Here is a 14,721-nt window from a genome sequence, read left to right as displayed (position 1 = left end):
ATGTCTGTTGAGACCGGCGAGGCCATCGAAGTCCGCGAGGGCGTAGACCGCGAGACCGTCGAGACCGTCCAGAACATGGGGTCTTACAAATACGGCTGGGACACCGAGATCGAGATGGACTATGCCCCCAAGGGCATCAACGAGGACATCGTCCGGCTGATCTCGGAAAAGAACGCCGAGCCGGAGTGGATGCTGGAATGGCGCCTGGCCGCCTTTCGCCGCTGGCAGACCATGGTCGAGCCGAAATGGGCGATGCTGAATTATCCGGTGATCGACTATCAGGACCAGTATTACTATGCCCGCCCGAAAAGCATGGCGGTGAAGCCCAAGTCGCTGGACGAGGTCGACCCGAAGCTGCTGGCCACCTATGAAAAGCTGGGCATCCCGCTGAAGGAACAGATGATCCTGGCGGGCGTCGAGGGCGCCGACGAGGCCCCGGCCGAGGGCCGCCGCGTCGCGGTCGACGCGGTCTTCGACAGCGTCAGCGTCGGCACCACCTTCAAGGACGAGCTGGCCAAGGCCGGCGTCATCTTCTGCTCGATCAGCGAGGCGATCCGCGAGCATCCCGAGCTGGTGAAGAAATACCTCGGCTCGGTCGTGCCGCAATCGGACAATTTCTTCGCCACGCTGAACTCGGCGGTCTTCTCGGACGGCAGCTTCGTCTATGTGCCGCCGGGCACGCGCTGCCCGATGGAGCTTTCGACCTATTTCCGCATCAATGCCGAAAATACCGGCCAGTTCGAGCGCACGCTGATCATCGCCGACAAGGGCGCCTATGTCAGCTATCTGGAAGGCTGCACCGCGCCCAAGCGCGACGTGGCGCAGCTGCACGCGGCGGTTGTGGAAATCGTCATCCTCGAGGATGCCGAGGTGAAATATTCCACCGTGCAGAACTGGTTCCCCGGCGACGAGGAAGGCAAGGGCGGCATCTACAACTTCGTCACCAAGCGCGCCGATTGCCGCGAGGCCCGCGCCAAGGTGATGTGGACGCAGGTGGAAACCGGCAGCGCGATCACCTGGAAATACCCCTCCTGCATCCTGCGCGGCGAGGAAAGCCAGGGCGAGTTCTATTCCATCGCCATCGCCAACAACATGCAGCAGGCGGATACCGGGACCAAGATGATCCATCTTGGCAAGAACACCCGCTCGCGCATTGTTTCCAAAGGAATTTCTGCCGGAAAGGCGCAGAACACCTATCGCGGCCTGGTGTCGATGCACCCGCGCGCCACCAACAGCCGCAACTATACGCAATGCGACAGCCTGTTGATCGGCGATCAATGCGGCGCCCATACCGTCCCCTATATCGAGGTGAAGAATACCTCGTCCCGGGTGGAGCACGAGGCGACGACTTCGAAGGTGGACGACGACCAGCTGTTCTATTGCCGCGCCCGCGGCATCGACGAGGAGGCCGCCGTGGCGCTGGTGGTGAACGGCTTCTGCCGCGAGGTCTTGCAGGCCCTGCCGATGGAATTCGCCATGGAGGCGCAATCGCTGGTGGCGATCAGCCTCGAAGGCTCGGTCGGATGACCGGCCGCCGCCGCGACATGAACACAAGGGCGCCCGCCGCGCGCGCCGCCACGACCGTTTGAGGGAATAAAAATGCTGGAAATCAAGAACCTGCACGTCAAACTTGAAGACGAGGACAAGCAGATCCTGAACGGCGTCGACCTGACCGTGCCGGCGGGCGAGGTCCATGCGATCATGGGCCCGAACGGTTCGGGCAAGTCGACCCTGTCCTATGTGCTGTCGGGCCGCGACGGCTATCAGGTGACCGAGGGCGAGGCGAGCCTCGACGGCCACGACCTCTTGGACATGGAGCCCGAGGAGCGCGCGAGCGCCGGCCTGTTCCTGGCCTTCCAGTATCCGGTCGAGATCCCCGGCGTCGGCAACCTGACCTTCCTGCGCACGGCGCTGAATGCGCAGCGCAAGGCGCGCGACGAGGAAGAGCTCAGCTCGGCCGAGTTCCTGAAGCTGGTGCGCGAAAAGGCCAAGACGCTGAAGATCGACGGCGAGATGCTGAAGCGCCCGGTGAACGTCGGCTTCTCGGGCGGCGAGAAGAAGCGCAACGAGATCCTGCAGATGGCCATGCTGGAGCCGCGCATGTGCATCCTGGACGAGACCGATTCGGGCCTGGACGTGGACGCCATGCGGCTGGTTGCCGAGGGCGTGAACGCGCTGCGCTCGCCCGAGCGCAGCTTCCTGGTCATCACCCATTACCAGCGCCTGCTGGACCATATCAAACCGGACGTGGTCCACATCATGTCGGCCGGCCGCATCGTCAAGACCGGCGGCCCCGAGCTGGCGCTGGAGGTCGAGCAGAACGGCTATGGCGACCTGCTGGCGGAGGTCGGCTGATGGCGGACACGGCTGTTCTGTCGGCCCAGACCCCGGCGGTCGAGGGCAAGGCACGGCCCGGCGCCTCGGCGCTGTCGGCCCGGCTTGAGGCGCTGGACCTGCCGCAGGGCGGGTTCACCGCAGCCGCGCGCCGGGATGCGGCCGAGCGGCTCGCTTCCATGGGCCTGCCCGGCGCCCGCGACGAATACTGGCGCTATACCGACCCCGCGCCCTTCAACGCCCCGCGCCCCGAGCCGCTGGCGGTGCCGGCGCGCGATGCCTCGCTGTTCAGCGACATCGACCGGCTGACGCTGGTTTTCGTCGACGGCGTCTTCGATGCCGCCGCCTCGGACGATCTGTCGGCCGAGGGCTTGCAGATCGAAAGCCTCGCCGCTGCCGACAGGGGTGCCGACCATTGGGCGGCCGGGCTTTACGGCACGCTGGAGGCCGCCGGCCAGGTCCCGGTCAAGCGGCCCTTCGCGGTGCTGAACACGCTCGCCGCCCGCGACGGGCTGTTGATCCGTGTCACCGGCCCGGTCTCGCGCCCGCTGCATGTGCTTTACCGCCGCCAGGACGCGGCGGCGGACGTGGTGCTCCACCATGTCGTCAAGCTCGAACCCGGCGCCGAGCTGACGCTGCTGGAAACCGGCGGCATCGGCGCCCGCTCGAACACGATGCTCGAGGTGGATCTGGCCGAGGGCGCGCGCTTCCACCACATCTCCAGCAAGCGCGCCGATGACGCCAAGCTGGGCATCGGCCATATTTTCGCCCGCGTGGGCGAGGGCGCGCTGTTCAAGTCCTTCGCGCTGTCGGTCAACGGCCGGATGATGCGCAACGAGGGCGTGATCGAGATCGCCGGCGACGATGCCGTGGCCCATATCGCCGCCGCCGTTCTGGGCGATGGCGACGAGGGTGCCTTCCACCACGACGACACCGTCTTCATCACCCATGCCGCCGAACGCTGCGAAAGCCGCCAGGTGTTCAAGAAGGTGCTGAAGAACGGCGCGCATGGCATTTTCCAGGGCAAGATCCTGGTCAAGCCCGGCGCACAGAAGACCGACGGCTACCAGATCAGCCAAGGGCTTCTGCTGGACGAGGGCAGCCAGTTCCTCGCCAAGCCCGAGCTGGAAATCTATGCCGACGACGTGAAGTGCTCGCATGGCTCGACCACCGGTGCGCTGGACGAGACGGCGATGTTCTACCTGCGCTCGCGCGGCGTGCCCAGGGAACAGGCCATCGTGCTGCTGGTCCTGTCCTTCCTGGCCGATGCGCTGGCCGAGATCGAGAATGACGGGTTGCGCGACGCCATCCTGGTCCGGCTGGACGAATGGCTGACCAGCCGCGCCCGGGGGTGACGGCCAAGGTGGCGCAGGCCGGGATCGTCCCCAGGATCGTGCAAAGCTGGTGGGCGCCCGGTCGGGTCGTCGCCGGCCTGCGCGGCCTGCCCGAGCGCGGCCTGATCGCCGTGCTGATGGCGGCGATGCTGGTGTTCCTGATCGCCCAGGCGCCCGGGCACCAGCGGGCGGCGCAGCTCGACCCCTCGGTGCCGTTTCAGGCCCGGATGGGCGGGGCGCTGCTGGCGGTGATGTTCATGATGCCGCTGCTGGCCTATGCGCTGGCGGCGCTGGTCTCGGCCCTGTCGCGTCTGGCGGGGCGGCCCGTCGCGCCCGGCGATTCCCGGCTGGCGCTGTTCTGGGCGCTGCTCGCGGCGGCGCCGGCCATGCTGCTGGCCGGCCTGACCGAGGGGCTGGTCGGCCCCGGCGCGGCGCTGAGCCTGACCCGGGGGCTGGCAGGCCTGGGCTTTCTGGTGATATGGGGCGCGGGACTGCGCGCATTGGCGGGGAACGGATGACTTCGGGCGATCTTGGCGATCTGGTGGTGCTGACCCTGCGCAGGCCCGAGGCGGCGCTGCAGGTGCTGCGCCGGCTGGCGCTGCCCATGTCGGCGCGCTGGACGCTGCTGCTGCTGGCGGTGACGCTGTCCACGCTGCTCGCCTGCCTGTCGCTGATGCTGTTCCCGGTCGAGTTCGACAATGCGCTGTCGCGCCTGCTGTCGCATCCGCTGACGCTGGCCGGGGTGCAGTTCGGCGCCATGGTCGTCTCGGCGCTGATGATGGCACAGGTCGGCCGCTGGTTCGGCGGCCAGGGCGATTTCGCCGATGCGCTGCTGGTCGTGGCCTGGGTCGAACTGCTGCTGGTCGGGTTGCAGGCGGTGCAACTGGTAATGACGCTGCTGTTCCCGGCCACGGCGGCGCTGCTTTCGATCCTGGCCTTCGGGCTGTTCCTCTATCTTGCCGTGACCATGACCAAGGCACTGCACGGCTTCACCAGCACCGCCAAGGTGGTGGTGGGCCTGGTCGGCAGCCTGTTCGTCCTGGGCTTCGTGCTGTCGCTTTTCGCGGCGGCCTTCGGCATCGTCCCCGAGGTGACTCCATGAGCTTCGACATCGACACGGTCCGGGCCGATTTCCCGATCCTGTCCACGCAGGTCAACGGCCGCCCGCTGGTCTATCTGGACAATGGCGCCAGCGCGCAGAAGCCGCGCCAGGTGATCGACGCCATGACCCGCGCCTATGAGGGAGAATATGCCAATGTCCACCGGGGCTTGCATTATCTCTCGAACCTCGCGACCGAGAATTACGAGCGGGTGCGCAGCATCATCGCCCGTTTCCTGCATGCGCCACACGAGGATGAGGTGATCTTCACCTCGGGCGCGACCGAGGGCATCAACCTGGTCTCCTATGGCTGGGCCGCGCCGCGGCTGCAGGCCGGCGACGAGATCCTGCTGTCGGTGCTGGAGCATCACGCCAATATCGTGCCCTGGCATTTCCTGCGCGAGCGCCAGGGCGTGCAGTTGAAATGGGTCGAGCCCGAGCCCGACGGCAGCCTGCCGGCCGAGAAGGTGCTGGCCGCCGTGGGGCCCAGGACGAAGCTGATCGCCGTCACCCATATGTCGAACGTGACCGGCACCGTGGTCGATGTCGGCGCCATCGCGCGCGGAACCTCGGTGCCGGTGCTGGCCGATGGCAGCCAGGCCTCGGTGCACATGCCGGTGGACGTGGGCGCGCTCGGCGTCGATTTCTACTGCATCACCGGGCACAAGCTCTATGGCCCCTCGGGCTCGGGCGCGATCTGGATCCGCCGCGAACGCCAGGCCGAGATGCGGCCCTTCATGGGCGGCGGCGACATGATCCGCACCGTGACCCGCGACACGGTCGATTACGCCGATCCGCCGCTGCGCTTCGAGGCCGGCACCCCCGGCATCGTCAACCAGATCGGGTTGGGCGCGGCGCTGGAATATCTGATGGGCCTCGGGATGGAGAACATCGCCGCGCATGAGCGGGACTTGCGCGACTATGCCCGCGAGCGGCTGCGCAGCCTGAACTGGCTGGCCATGCAGGGCGATGCGCCGGACAAGGGCGCGATCTTTTCGCTGACCATGCAGGGCGCGCATGCGCATGACATCTCGACGATCCTCGACAAGCGCGGCATCGCCGTCCGGGCCGGGACGCATTGCGCCATGCCGCTTCTGGACTTCTTCGGCGTCTCGGCCACGGCGCGGGCGAGCTTTGCCATGTACAACACCCGGGCCGAGGTCGATGCGCTGGTGGACGGTTTGGGCTTCTGTCACGAGCTTTTCGCCTGAACCCCATTGCAGAGCCGCGCGTTTGCGGCTAATCAACACGGGCTCGCGGTCCCATAGCTCAGCTGGATAGAGCGCTACCCTCCGAAGGTAGAGGCCACACGTTCGAATCGTGTTGGGACCGCCATTTTCCTTGTAAGACACTGAAATCCGGGCATCCTGCCTTGCCTTCTGGCGCGCGGGGCAAAAGATGGCAAGCCCCGCTCGTGGCAGGAGCGGGGCTTGATCCGGCCGCCGATCGCAGGGAGGAACGATCCGCGGCCCCTGGGTGACTGATGCTTGATCCGTCTCCGCTGGCTCATCTGGGCACGGCGCGGGCAAAGCGGAATGGGTGGGATTACCTATGACGCAGCGTCAATCGCGCGAATTTCGCTCCGCGACTACAATCGGCGCATGAAAAGCCCGGCCATCGCGGGGCGCCGGCCGGGTCCATCGGGTCGGAAAGGTTCAGGCCAGTTCCAGGTTCAGGGCCTTTTCGAAGGCGCCGCGATACAGCTGCGACAGTTCCGCCAACGGGGCGCTGTCTCCGCCCAGCGTCACCCGATCGCCGCCGAAGCGACCGACGCGCGCCAGGGGCACGCCAGCCGCCTGGGCAGCCTCGGCCAGCTTGGCGGCATTCTCGGCGGTGCAGGCAACCAGGTAGCGGGCCTGATCCTCGCCGAAGAGTTGGCCGATCTCGGCGGCATCCAGCGTCACGCCCAGCCCGGCCGCCTCGGCCAGTTCAAAGGCCGCCAGCGCCAGCCCGCCATCCGACAGGTCGGTCGCGGCGCTGAACAGCTTGCCATGGGCGCGGATGAATTCGCCATGCTTGCGCTCGGCCGCCAGATCGACGGGCGGGGCATCGCCCGCCTCGATGCCGAAGGCCTCGGCCGCCAGCGCCGACTGGCCCAGGTGGCCGGCCGTCTCGCCCAGGACCAGCGCCAGGTCGCCCTCGGCGGGCAGACCGGCGATCAGATCGTCCAGATTGGCGATCAGCCCGACGCCGCCGATGGTCGGGGTCGGCAAGATGCCCTTGCCGTCGGTTTCGTTGTAAAGCGAGACGTTGCCCGAAACGATGGGGAAATCCAGCGCCGCGCAGGCCTCGCCGATGCCCTTGATGGCGCCGACGAGCTGGCCCATGATCTCGGGCTTCTCGGGATTGCCGAAGTTCAGGTTGTCGGTCGTGGCCAGGGGCAGCGCGCCGCAGGCCGAGAGGTTGCGATAGGCCTCGGCCACCGCCTGCTTGCCGCCCTCATGGGGGTTCGCCTTGACATAGCGCGGGGTCACGTCGCTGGTGAAGGCCAGCGCCTTGCCGCTGCCATGCACCCGCACCACGCCGGCGCCCAGGCCCGGGCGGCGCACGGTGTCGGCGCCGACCTGGGTGTCGTATTGCTCCCAGACCCAGGCCTTGTGGGCATGGCTGGGCGAGCCGATCAGCGCCCGCAGCGCCGCGATGGGCTGGATCGCCGGCAGCGAAGGCATTGGCGCCGCCGCCGGGGTCGGCACCCAGGGCCGGTCATATTCCGGCGCGCTGGACGACAGTTTCGACAGCGGCAGGTCGGCCTTGACCTCGTTGCCATGGACGATCAGGAAGCGGTCTTCGGCGATGGTTTCGCCGACGATGGCGAAATCCAGGTCCCATTTCTCGAAGATCGCCCGTGCCTCGGCCTCCTTTTCGGGCTTCAGCACCATGAGCATGCGCTCCTGGCTCTCGGACAGCATCATCTCGTAAGCCGTCATCGCGGTTTCGCGTTGCGGCACGGCGTCCAGCACCAGCTTGATGCCCAGGCCGCCCTTGTCGCCCATCTCGACGGCCGAGCAGGTCAGCCCCGCCGCGCCCATGTCCTGGATCGAGATCACGCTGTCGGTCTGCATCAGCTCCAGGCAGGCCTCCAGCAGGCATTTCTCGGTGAAGGGGTCGCCGACCTGCACCGTGGGGCGCTTTTCCTCGATGGTGTCGTCGAACTCGGCACTGGCCATGGTGGCGCCGCCGACGCCGTCGCGGCCGGTCTTGGCGCCCAGATAGACCACCGGCATGCCGACGCCCGAGGCGGCGGAATAAAAGATCTTGTCGGCATCGGCGAGACCGGCCGCAAAGGCATTGACCAGGCAATTGCCGTCATAAGAGGCATGGAAGCGCACCTCGCCGCCCACGTTCGGCACGCCGAAGGCATTGCCATAGGCGCCGATGCCCTCGACCACGCCCTTGACCAGATGCGCGGTCTTGGGATGCTCGGGCCGGCCGAAGCTCAGCGAATCCATGGCGGCGATGGGCCGGGCGCCCATGGTGAAGACATCGCGCAGGATGCCGCCGACGCCGGTCGCGGCGCCCTGATGCGGCTCGATATAGCTCGGATGATTGTGGCTCTCCATCTTGAAGACCACGGCCTGGCCGTCGCCGATGTCCACCACGCCCGCATTCTCGCCCGGGCCGCAGATCACCTGCGGGCCGGTGGTGGGCAGGGTGCGCAGCCACTTCTTCGACGACTTGTAGGAGCAATGCTCGTTCCACATGGCCGAAAAGATGCCGAGCTCGGTGAACGTCGGCTCGCGGCCGATGATCTCGAGGATGCGCTGGTATTCGTCGGGCTTGAGGCCATGCGCGGCGATCAATTCCTGGGTGATCTGCGGTTCTAGCATGCTGGCGCCCCCTTTGCCCGGTTTTCCGGGCCTTTTAAGCGGCGCGCGGCCATTAGGAAAGGCCCTGCGCGCAGCCGATACGACGAAGAACCGGCCGGGCTTTCTCTGTTTTCCAAATACCCCGCCGACCGCGATGCCCGCCGCCGGGGCAGAAGCAAAAAAAAGCCGGGCATGAAGCCCGGCTCAAGTCCAACAGGGAGGTTGAAGGTGATGAGAGTTTCCTCAAGATCACCGCCTTCGAGAGTGGAAATATGTGCAGAGTGCGAACGGTTCAAGGCGCAAATGCCCTTGGCCGCACATGGCCGATATGCATTCTGCGAATATCTCGGGCAGGGCGCTTGCAGCACCGCCCGTCCGGCGGTCACTTGTCGGACGGATGCACCGCCTCTTCCTCGCTCTGCTGCTTGCGGATCGCCTGGATCTCTTCCAGCACGAAATCGCGGAAGGCGGTGACGCGGCGCGAGGTGCGCAATTCCTCGGGGAAGGCCAGGAAGACCGGCACCTCGCCGGATTCGATCGCCGGCAAGACCCTGACCAGGTTCGGGAAATCCGGCGTCAGATAGTCCGGCAGCACGCCGATGCCGACATGGTTCAGCACGCCCTGCAGCACGCCGAAGTAATTGTTCACCATCAGCGTCGAGGTCATGTTCAGCCCCAGCAGCATCTGCGACAGCACCGCGCCCGAGCTTACCTGCGGCGTCTGCGGGTTCTGACAGATCAGCCGGTGCGGGACCAGATCCTCCATGGTTTGCGGCACGCCGGCCTTGGCCAGGTATTCCCGTGTGGCATAAAGCCGCATGCGGATGTTCAGCAGCCGGCGCCGGATCAGGTCCTGCTGGTTCGGCTCCTTCATGCGGATCGCCACGTCGGCCTCGCGCATGGGCAGGTCCAGCACCCGCTCTTCCAGCATCAGGTCGATCTTCAGGTCCGGGTAGCGCTCATAGAGCTTGGCCAGCCGCGGCACCAGCCAGAGCGTGCCAAAGCCGGTGGTGGTGGTCACCTTGAGCTCGCCGAAGACGTTCTCCTCGCTGTCGCGGATCCGGGCGGCGGTGGTGTCGAGCTTGCGCACCATCGAGGAGGTGGCCTCGAACAGCAATTCGCCCTGCTCGGTCAGGATCAGGCCGCGGGCATGACGGTGAAACAGCGTGGTCGCCAGCGAATCCTCCAGCGCGCGGATCTGGCGGCTGACGGCGGATTGCGACAGATGCAAAACATCGCCCGCATGGGTCAAACTCCCAGCGTCCGCGACGGCGTGAAATATTCTTAATTTATCCCAATCCATAACAGTGCTTTCTTGCGGCATCAGCCATGCAATCCGTGCAACCCTTATCACAGAAGATAGGGTGAACAACCCTGCAAAACGCCAACAAATCCGTTAATCCGGCAGTATGGGTGACCCATTATGGCACGGCACTGCCTATCCCTGCGTCCGGCGCCGGATCGGCGGGCAGAATGCCGCCGCAAAACCCCGATTCGGGCCGGTCCCGGTCACGTCGTCTTGAGCGGCGGAGGAAATGCCGCACCTGACATAAATCATGGCAATCCGCCGCCGCGCAGCCTAAACAAGGCGCGTCGCGAGCAAGGGGAGACGAGCCATGGCGGTAGGGGTATTCGATTCGGGTCTGGGCGGGCTGACCGTGCTGGGCGCCGTCGCCGCCCGCCTGCCGGAACTGCCGCTGGTCTATCTGGGCGACAACAAGCACACCCCTTACGGCGTGCGCGATGCCGAGGACATCTTCAACCTGACCTGCGCCGGCGTCGAGCGGCTGTGGGCCGAGGGTTGCGACCTGGTGATCCTGGCCTGCAACACCGCCTCGGCCGCGGCCCTGAAGCGCATGCAAGAGAAATGGCTGCCCGAGGACAAGCGCGTGCTGGGCGTCTTCGTGCCGATGATCGAGGCGCTGACCGAGCGCCGCTGGGGCGACAATTCGCCGCCGCGCGAGGTCGCGGTCAAGCATGTGGCGCTGTTCGCCACCCCCGCCACCGTCGCCAGCCGCGCCTTCCAGCGCGAACTGGCCTTCCGCGCCATCGGCGTCGATGTCGAGGCCCAGCCCTGCGGCGGCGTGGTCGATGCCATCGAGATGGGCGACGAGATCCTGGCCGAGGCGCTGGTGACCAGCCATGTCGAGGCGCTGCTGCGCCGCATGCCGCATCCCGAGGCGGCGATCCTGGGCTGCACGCATTACCCCTTGGTCCAAGCGGCCTTCCAGAAGGCGCTGGGGCCGGATGTGACGGTCTATTCGCAACCGAACCTGGTGGCCGAAAGCCTGGATGACTATCTGAAACGCCATCCGCAGATGCTGGGCGCGGGCACGGTTTCGCGCTTCCTGACCACCGGCGACCCCGAGCGTGTCTCGGGCAAGGCCACGCAGTTCCTCCGCCATCCGATCAGGTTCGAAAGCGCCTGAACATGGAAAGCCACGATAATGAAATCGCTCAAGAAAAAGCGTAGAATCCAGGTCCTGATCGCCGCCGCCGTCGCGCTGCTGCTGGCCGTCGCGCTGATCGGCTATGGCTTCCGCGACGGCATCAACCTTTACCGCTCGCCCAGTCAGATGGCCGAGAGCCCGCCCTCGGCCGGCGAGGTGTTCCGCCTGGGCGGGCTGGTCGAGGAGGGCACGCTGATCCGCGGCGCCGGCGAGACCGTCAGCTTCAGCGTCACCGACGGCGGCGCCTCGATCCCGGTGCGCTTTGCCGGCGTGCTGCCCGACCTGTTCGCCGAGGGCCAGGGCATGATCGGCACCGGCCGCATGGAGGGCGACACCTTTGTCGCGACCGAGATCCTGGCCAAGCACGATGAAAGCTACATGCCGCGCGAGGTCATCGACTCGCTCAAGGAGCAGGGCGTCTACGAGGATCCGAACTCCTGACCGCCCCGATGCAACGCGCGCCTGGTTAACGAAAGGTTAACCGCGTCACCGCAGCCTTGGTCCGCTTCAGGCAAGGGGGCTGTGGATGAAGACGGTCGAGGAAATCGCGGCGGAAATCGTTGCGCGTGAGGGGGGCTACGTCAACGACCCCGACGATCCGGGCGGGGCGACGAATTACGGCGTGACGCTGGCGACGCTGCAGCGGCTGGGGATCGACAGGACCGGCGACGGCAGGGTGGACGTGGCCGACGTCAAGGCGCTGACCCGCGCCGATGCGGCGCGCATCTATGTCGAGCATTACTTCCGCAGGCCGCGGCTGGCGGAACTGCCGGCTTCGGTGCAGGCCTCGGTCTTCGATATGTATGTCAATGCCGGCACCAATGCGGTCAAGATCCTGCAAAGGCTGGTGACGCGGATGGGCTTTCCGGCCACGGACGACGGCATGATCGGGCCGGCGACGATCCGCGCCGCGACCCAGGCCGACCTGGCGGCGCCGGGCTATTTCGCCGACGCCTATGGCATCGCGCGGCGCAATTATTACTACGCGCTTGGCGATGCGCGCCCGGCCAGCCGCAAATACGCCCGCACCAGGGCGGGCGGCAAGGGCGGCTGGATCACCCGGGCCGAGGAGTTCATCTCGGCCAAGTATCACCTGACGGCGGCCGAGCATCGGGCGAGGGTGGCGAAATGGGGGTGATGGACCGTTTCCTAGGCGCCGGCACCGCCGTCACCACGGTCGCCAATGCCGCGACCGGCGTGGCCGAGGTGTTCCGCGAGAACGCGACAAGGCGCATGGAACTGGACGAGGAGGCCTATGCCCGCGCCATCGCCCAGCTGACCGGCGAATTCGCCGCCCAGCCGCGCGGCTGGTTCGACGGGCTGATGAACGGGCTGAACCGGATGCCGCGGCCGCTGCTGACCTTGGGCACCATCGGGCTTTTCGTCTATGCCATGGCCGAGCCGGTGGGCTTCGGGTTGCGCATGCAGAACCTGAACCTGGTGCCCGAACCGCTGTGGTGGCTTCTGGGGGCCATCATCAGCTTCTATTTCGGCGCGCGCGAGGCGCATTACTTCCGCACCCGCCCGACGATCCGCAGCGCCGCGCCGACGACGCTGGCCGGCCTGCCCGAGGGCGACGCCTTCGAGGACAACCCGGCGCTGCGCGACTGGGCGGCGGGGCAGGCCGAGCATTAGCGGCGCAGCGCTAGCATCTCTGTGACAATCTGACGGGCGCGGGGGGCTGGCTTGCCGCCCGCGCCCCGGCTATTCTTCCGGCCAGCCACCCGGAGGAAGCCCATGATCGCCGAAATCGGCCATTTCGCCCTGATCCTCGCCTTTGGCGTGGCGATCTTCCAGATGATCGTGCCCATGGTCGGCGCCGCGCGGGGCTGGAGCGGCTGGATCGACAGCGCCCGGCCCGCCGCGCTGGCGCAATTCGGACTGATCGCGATTTCCTTCGTGGCGCTGACGCTGGCCTTCGTCAGCTCGGATTTCTCGGTCCTGCTGGTCTATGAGAATTCGCATACCGCCAAGCCCATGCTCTACAAGATCAGCGGCGTCTGGGGCAATCACGAGGGCTCCATGCTGCTCTGGGTGCTGATCCTGTCGCTGTTCGGTGCCGCCGCCGCCACCTTCGACGCGAACCTGCCGCCCCGGTTGCGGGCGCGGGTGCTGTCGGTGCAGGCCGCGATCGGCGTGGCCTTCCTGGGCTTCATCCTGTTCACCTCGAACCCGTTCCTGCGCATAGAGGCGCCGCCCTTCAACGGCCGCGACTTGAACCCGCTGCTGCAGGACCCCGGCCTCGCCTTCCACCCGCCCTTCCTCTATCTCGGCTATGTCGGGCTTTCGATGGCCTTCAGCTTTGCCGTCGCCGCCCTGATCGAGGGAAGGGTCGATGCCGCCTGGGCGCGCTGGGTCCGGCCCTGGACGCTGGCGGCCTGGATCTTTTTGACCATCGGCATCGCGCTGGGGTCGTGGTGGGCCTATTACGAGCTTGGCTGGGGCGGCTTCTGGTTCTGGGACCCGGTCGAGAATGCCAGCTTCATGCCCTGGCTGATCGCGGCTGCCCTGCTGCATTCCGCCATCGTCGTCGAAAAGCGCGAGGTGCTGAAAAGCTGGACCATCCTGCTGGCGATCATGGCCTTCGGCTTTTCGCTGATCGGCACCTTCATCGTGCGCTCGGGCGTCATCACCTCGGTCCACAGCTTCGCCAGCGACCCCGAGCGCGGCGTGTTCATCCTGGCGATCCTGGGGCTGTTCGTCGGCGGGGCGCTGACGCTTTACACCTTCCGCGCGCCGGCGATGCAGGCCAAGGGCGTCTTCGCCCCGGTCTCGCGCGAAGGCGCCTTGGTGCTCAACAACATCCTGCTGGCGGTTGCAGCCTTCGTGGTCTTCATCGGCACGGTCTGGCCGCTGGTGGCCGAGATGGCCTGGGACAAGAAGCTTTCGGTCGGCGCGCCCTTCTTCGAAAAGGCCTTCACGCCCTTCATGGTGGCGCTGGCGATCGTCCTGCCCCTGGGCGCGATCCTGCCGTGGAAGCGCGGCAAGCTGAAACGGACGCTGATGCCGCTGCGCGGTGCGCTGGCCTTCGCGGCGGCCGTGGCGGCGCTGGTCTTTGCCGTCTCGACCGGGCATTCGGCGCTGGCGGTGATCGGCGCCGGCCTGGGCGCCTGGCTTTTGGGCGGCGCGGCGGTGGACCTGTGGCTGCGCACCGGCAATTCGGGGCTTTCGCGGCTTTCGCGGCTGCCGCGTGCCGATTGGGGCAAGGCCGTGGCCCATGGCGGGCTGGGCGTGACCTTCATCGGCATCAGCCTGCTGATGGCCTGGCAGGTCGAGGATATCCGCGTGGCGCAGGTCGGCCAGCCCTTCACCGTCGCCGGTTACGAGATCACCCTGGAAAAGGTCGAGGAACAGCCCGGCCCGAACTACGACGCCACCATCGCCACCATGCGCGTCAGCAAGAACGGCCGGCAGGTCGCGCTGCTGCACCCGGAAAAGCGGGTCTATCCGGTGCAGGCCATGCCGACGACCGAGGCGGCGATCCAGAACGGCCTGTTCCGCGACCTCTATCTGGTCATCGGCGATCCGCAGCAGGGCGGCGGCTGGGCGGTGCGCAGCTATGTGAAGCCCTTCGCCAGCTGGATCTGGCTCGGCTGCGCGCTGATGGCGCTTGGCGGGCTGGTCAGCCTGTCGGACCGGCGCTATCGCGTCGCCGCCGGCGCCCGGCGCGGCATCGTCGCCCAACCGGCGGAGTGAGC

13 protein-coding genes and 1 tRNA gene are annotated in these 14,721 nt (G+C 66.9%); 12 read left to right on the top strand and 2 right to left on the bottom strand.

The window, feature by feature from the left end:
* The 7 genes from sufB to PARN5_RS0118530 all read left to right on the top strand — a co-directional run bounded on the left by sufB (position 1) and on the right by PARN5_RS0118530 (position 6,102).
* Entirely contained in the window at positions 1-1,527 is a 1,527-nt protein-coding gene (gene sufB / locus PARN5_RS0118560) for a Fe-S cluster assembly protein SufB (protein ID WP_018001270.1), read from the top strand.
* Positions 1,528-1,599: 72 nt separating this feature from the next.
* Positions 1,600-2,355 (top strand): Fe-S cluster assembly ATPase SufC, encoded by a 756-nt coding sequence (sufC, locus tag PARN5_RS0118555; protein ID WP_018001269.1) that lies wholly within the window; start codon positions 1,600-1,602, stop codon positions 2,353-2,355.
* Positions 2,355-3,689 (top strand): SufD family Fe-S cluster assembly protein, encoded by a 1,335-nt coding sequence (locus PARN5_RS0118550; RefSeq protein WP_018001268.1) that lies wholly within the window; start codon positions 2,355-2,357, stop codon positions 3,687-3,689. Before sufC ends, PARN5_RS0118550 begins: the two co-directional genes overlap by 1 nt.
* Positions 3,662-4,186, top strand: a complete 525-nt coding sequence (locus tag PARN5_RS0118545; protein ID WP_018001267.1) for a hypothetical protein — start codon at positions 3,662-3,664, stop codon at positions 4,184-4,186. The genes PARN5_RS0118550 and PARN5_RS0118545 overlap by 28 nt, the downstream gene beginning before the upstream one ends.
* The gene (locus PARN5_RS0118540; protein WP_018001266.1) at positions 4,183-4,770 is read left to right on the top strand and encodes a Yip1 family protein; all 588 of its coding nucleotides are present in this window, start codon (positions 4,183-4,185) and stop codon (positions 4,768-4,770) included. Before PARN5_RS0118545 ends, PARN5_RS0118540 begins: the two co-directional genes overlap by 4 nt.
* Entirely contained in the window at positions 4,767-5,978 is a 1,212-nt protein-coding gene (locus PARN5_RS0118535) for a cysteine desulfurase (RefSeq protein WP_018001265.1), read from the top strand. The genes PARN5_RS0118540 and PARN5_RS0118535 overlap by 4 nt, the downstream gene beginning before the upstream one ends.
* Before the next feature lie 47 nt (positions 5,979-6,025).
* Positions 6,026-6,102 (top strand) — tRNA-Arg (locus tag PARN5_RS0118530).
* A 320-nt stretch (positions 6,103-6,422) separates the two neighbouring features.
* Here the strand turns inward: PARN5_RS0118530 and purL are convergent.
* Together purL and PARN5_RS0118520 are read right to left on the bottom strand one after the other, a co-directional pair.
* Positions 6,423-8,594 (bottom strand): phosphoribosylformylglycinamidine synthase subunit PurL, encoded by a 2,172-nt coding sequence (purL, locus tag PARN5_RS0118525; protein ID WP_018001264.1) that lies wholly within the window; start codon positions 8,592-8,594, stop codon positions 6,423-6,425.
* 361 nt (positions 8,595-8,955) lie between these two features.
* The gene (locus PARN5_RS0118520; RefSeq protein ID WP_036745000.1) at positions 8,956-9,876 is read right to left on the bottom strand and encodes a LysR family transcriptional regulator; all 921 of its coding nucleotides are present in this window, start codon (positions 9,874-9,876) and stop codon (positions 8,956-8,958) included.
* Positions 9,877-10,189: 313 nt separating this feature from the next.
* Between PARN5_RS0118520 and PARN5_RS0118515 the strand changes: the two genes are divergently transcribed.
* From PARN5_RS0118515 to PARN5_RS0118495, 5 genes are all read left to right on the top strand, one after another.
* A complete protein-coding gene (locus PARN5_RS0118515) occupies positions 10,190-11,002 on the top strand; it encodes an aspartate/glutamate racemase family protein (protein ID WP_018001262.1) in 813 nt (270 codons plus the stop codon).
* Positions 11,003-11,020: 18 nt separating this feature from the next.
* Positions 11,021-11,464: a cytochrome c maturation protein CcmE gene (gene ccmE, locus PARN5_RS0118510; protein ID WP_018001261.1), complete on the top strand. Its 444-nt coding sequence runs from the start codon at positions 11,021-11,023 to the stop codon at positions 11,462-11,464.
* A gap of 85 nt (positions 11,465-11,549) precedes the next feature.
* A complete protein-coding gene (locus PARN5_RS0118505; RefSeq protein ID WP_018001260.1) occupies positions 11,550-12,161 on the top strand; it encodes a holin-associated N-acetylmuramidase in 612 nt (203 codons plus the stop codon).
* A complete protein-coding gene (locus PARN5_RS0118500) occupies positions 12,161-12,658 on the top strand; it encodes a 3TM-type holin (protein WP_018001259.1) in 498 nt (165 codons plus the stop codon). Before PARN5_RS0118505 ends, PARN5_RS0118500 begins: the two co-directional genes overlap by 1 nt.
* A 102-nt stretch (positions 12,659-12,760) precedes the next feature.
* Positions 12,761-14,719, top strand: a complete 1,959-nt coding sequence (locus PARN5_RS0118495) for a heme lyase CcmF/NrfE family subunit (protein WP_018001258.1) — start codon at positions 12,761-12,763, stop codon at positions 14,717-14,719.
* Positions 14,720-14,721 lie beyond the last annotated feature (2 nt).

Source organism: Paracoccus sp. N5, from assembly GCF_000371965.1.
Lineage (GTDB): Bacteria > Pseudomonadota > Alphaproteobacteria > Rhodobacterales > Rhodobacteraceae > Paracoccus.
This window is presented reverse-complemented; position numbering and strand designations above follow the sequence as displayed.

Bases quoted from the DNA above. Each gene is read 5' to 3' on its own strand.
- sufB (WP_018001270.1), top strand. From the start codon at position 1: ATGTCTGTTGAGACCGGCGAGGCCATCGAAGTCCGCGAGGGCGTAGAC.
- sufC (WP_018001269.1), top strand. From the start codon at position 1,600: ATGCTGGAAATCAAGAACCTGCACGTCAAACTTGAAGACGAGGACAAG.
- PARN5_RS0118550 (WP_018001268.1), top strand. From the start codon at position 2,355: ATGGCGGACACGGCTGTTCTGTCGGCCCAGACCCCGGCGGTCGAGGGC.
- PARN5_RS0118545 (WP_018001267.1), top strand. From the start codon at position 3,662: ATGGCTGACCAGCCGCGCCCGGGGGTGACGGCCAAGGTGGCGCAGGCC.
- PARN5_RS0118540 (WP_018001266.1), top strand. From the start codon at position 4,183: ATGACTTCGGGCGATCTTGGCGATCTGGTGGTGCTGACCCTGCGCAGG.
- PARN5_RS0118535 (WP_018001265.1), top strand. From the start codon at position 4,767: ATGAGCTTCGACATCGACACGGTCCGGGCCGATTTCCCGATCCTGTCC.
- purL (WP_018001264.1), bottom strand. From the start codon at position 8,594: ATGCTAGAACCGCAGATCACCCAGGAATTGATCGCCGCGCATGGCCTC.
- PARN5_RS0118520 (WP_036745000.1), bottom strand. From the start codon at position 9,876: ATGGATTGGGATAAATTAAGAATATTTCACGCCGTCGCGGACGCTGGG.
- PARN5_RS0118515 (WP_018001262.1), top strand. From the start codon at position 10,190: ATGGCGGTAGGGGTATTCGATTCGGGTCTGGGCGGGCTGACCGTGCTG.
- ccmE (WP_018001261.1), top strand. From the start codon at position 11,021: ATGAAATCGCTCAAGAAAAAGCGTAGAATCCAGGTCCTGATCGCCGCC.
- PARN5_RS0118505 (WP_018001260.1), top strand. From the start codon at position 11,550: ATGAAGACGGTCGAGGAAATCGCGGCGGAAATCGTTGCGCGTGAGGGG.
- PARN5_RS0118500 (WP_018001259.1), top strand. From the start codon at position 12,161: ATGGACCGTTTCCTAGGCGCCGGCACCGCCGTCACCACGGTCGCCAAT.
- PARN5_RS0118495 (WP_018001258.1), top strand. From the start codon at position 12,761: ATGATCGCCGAAATCGGCCATTTCGCCCTGATCCTCGCCTTTGGCGTG.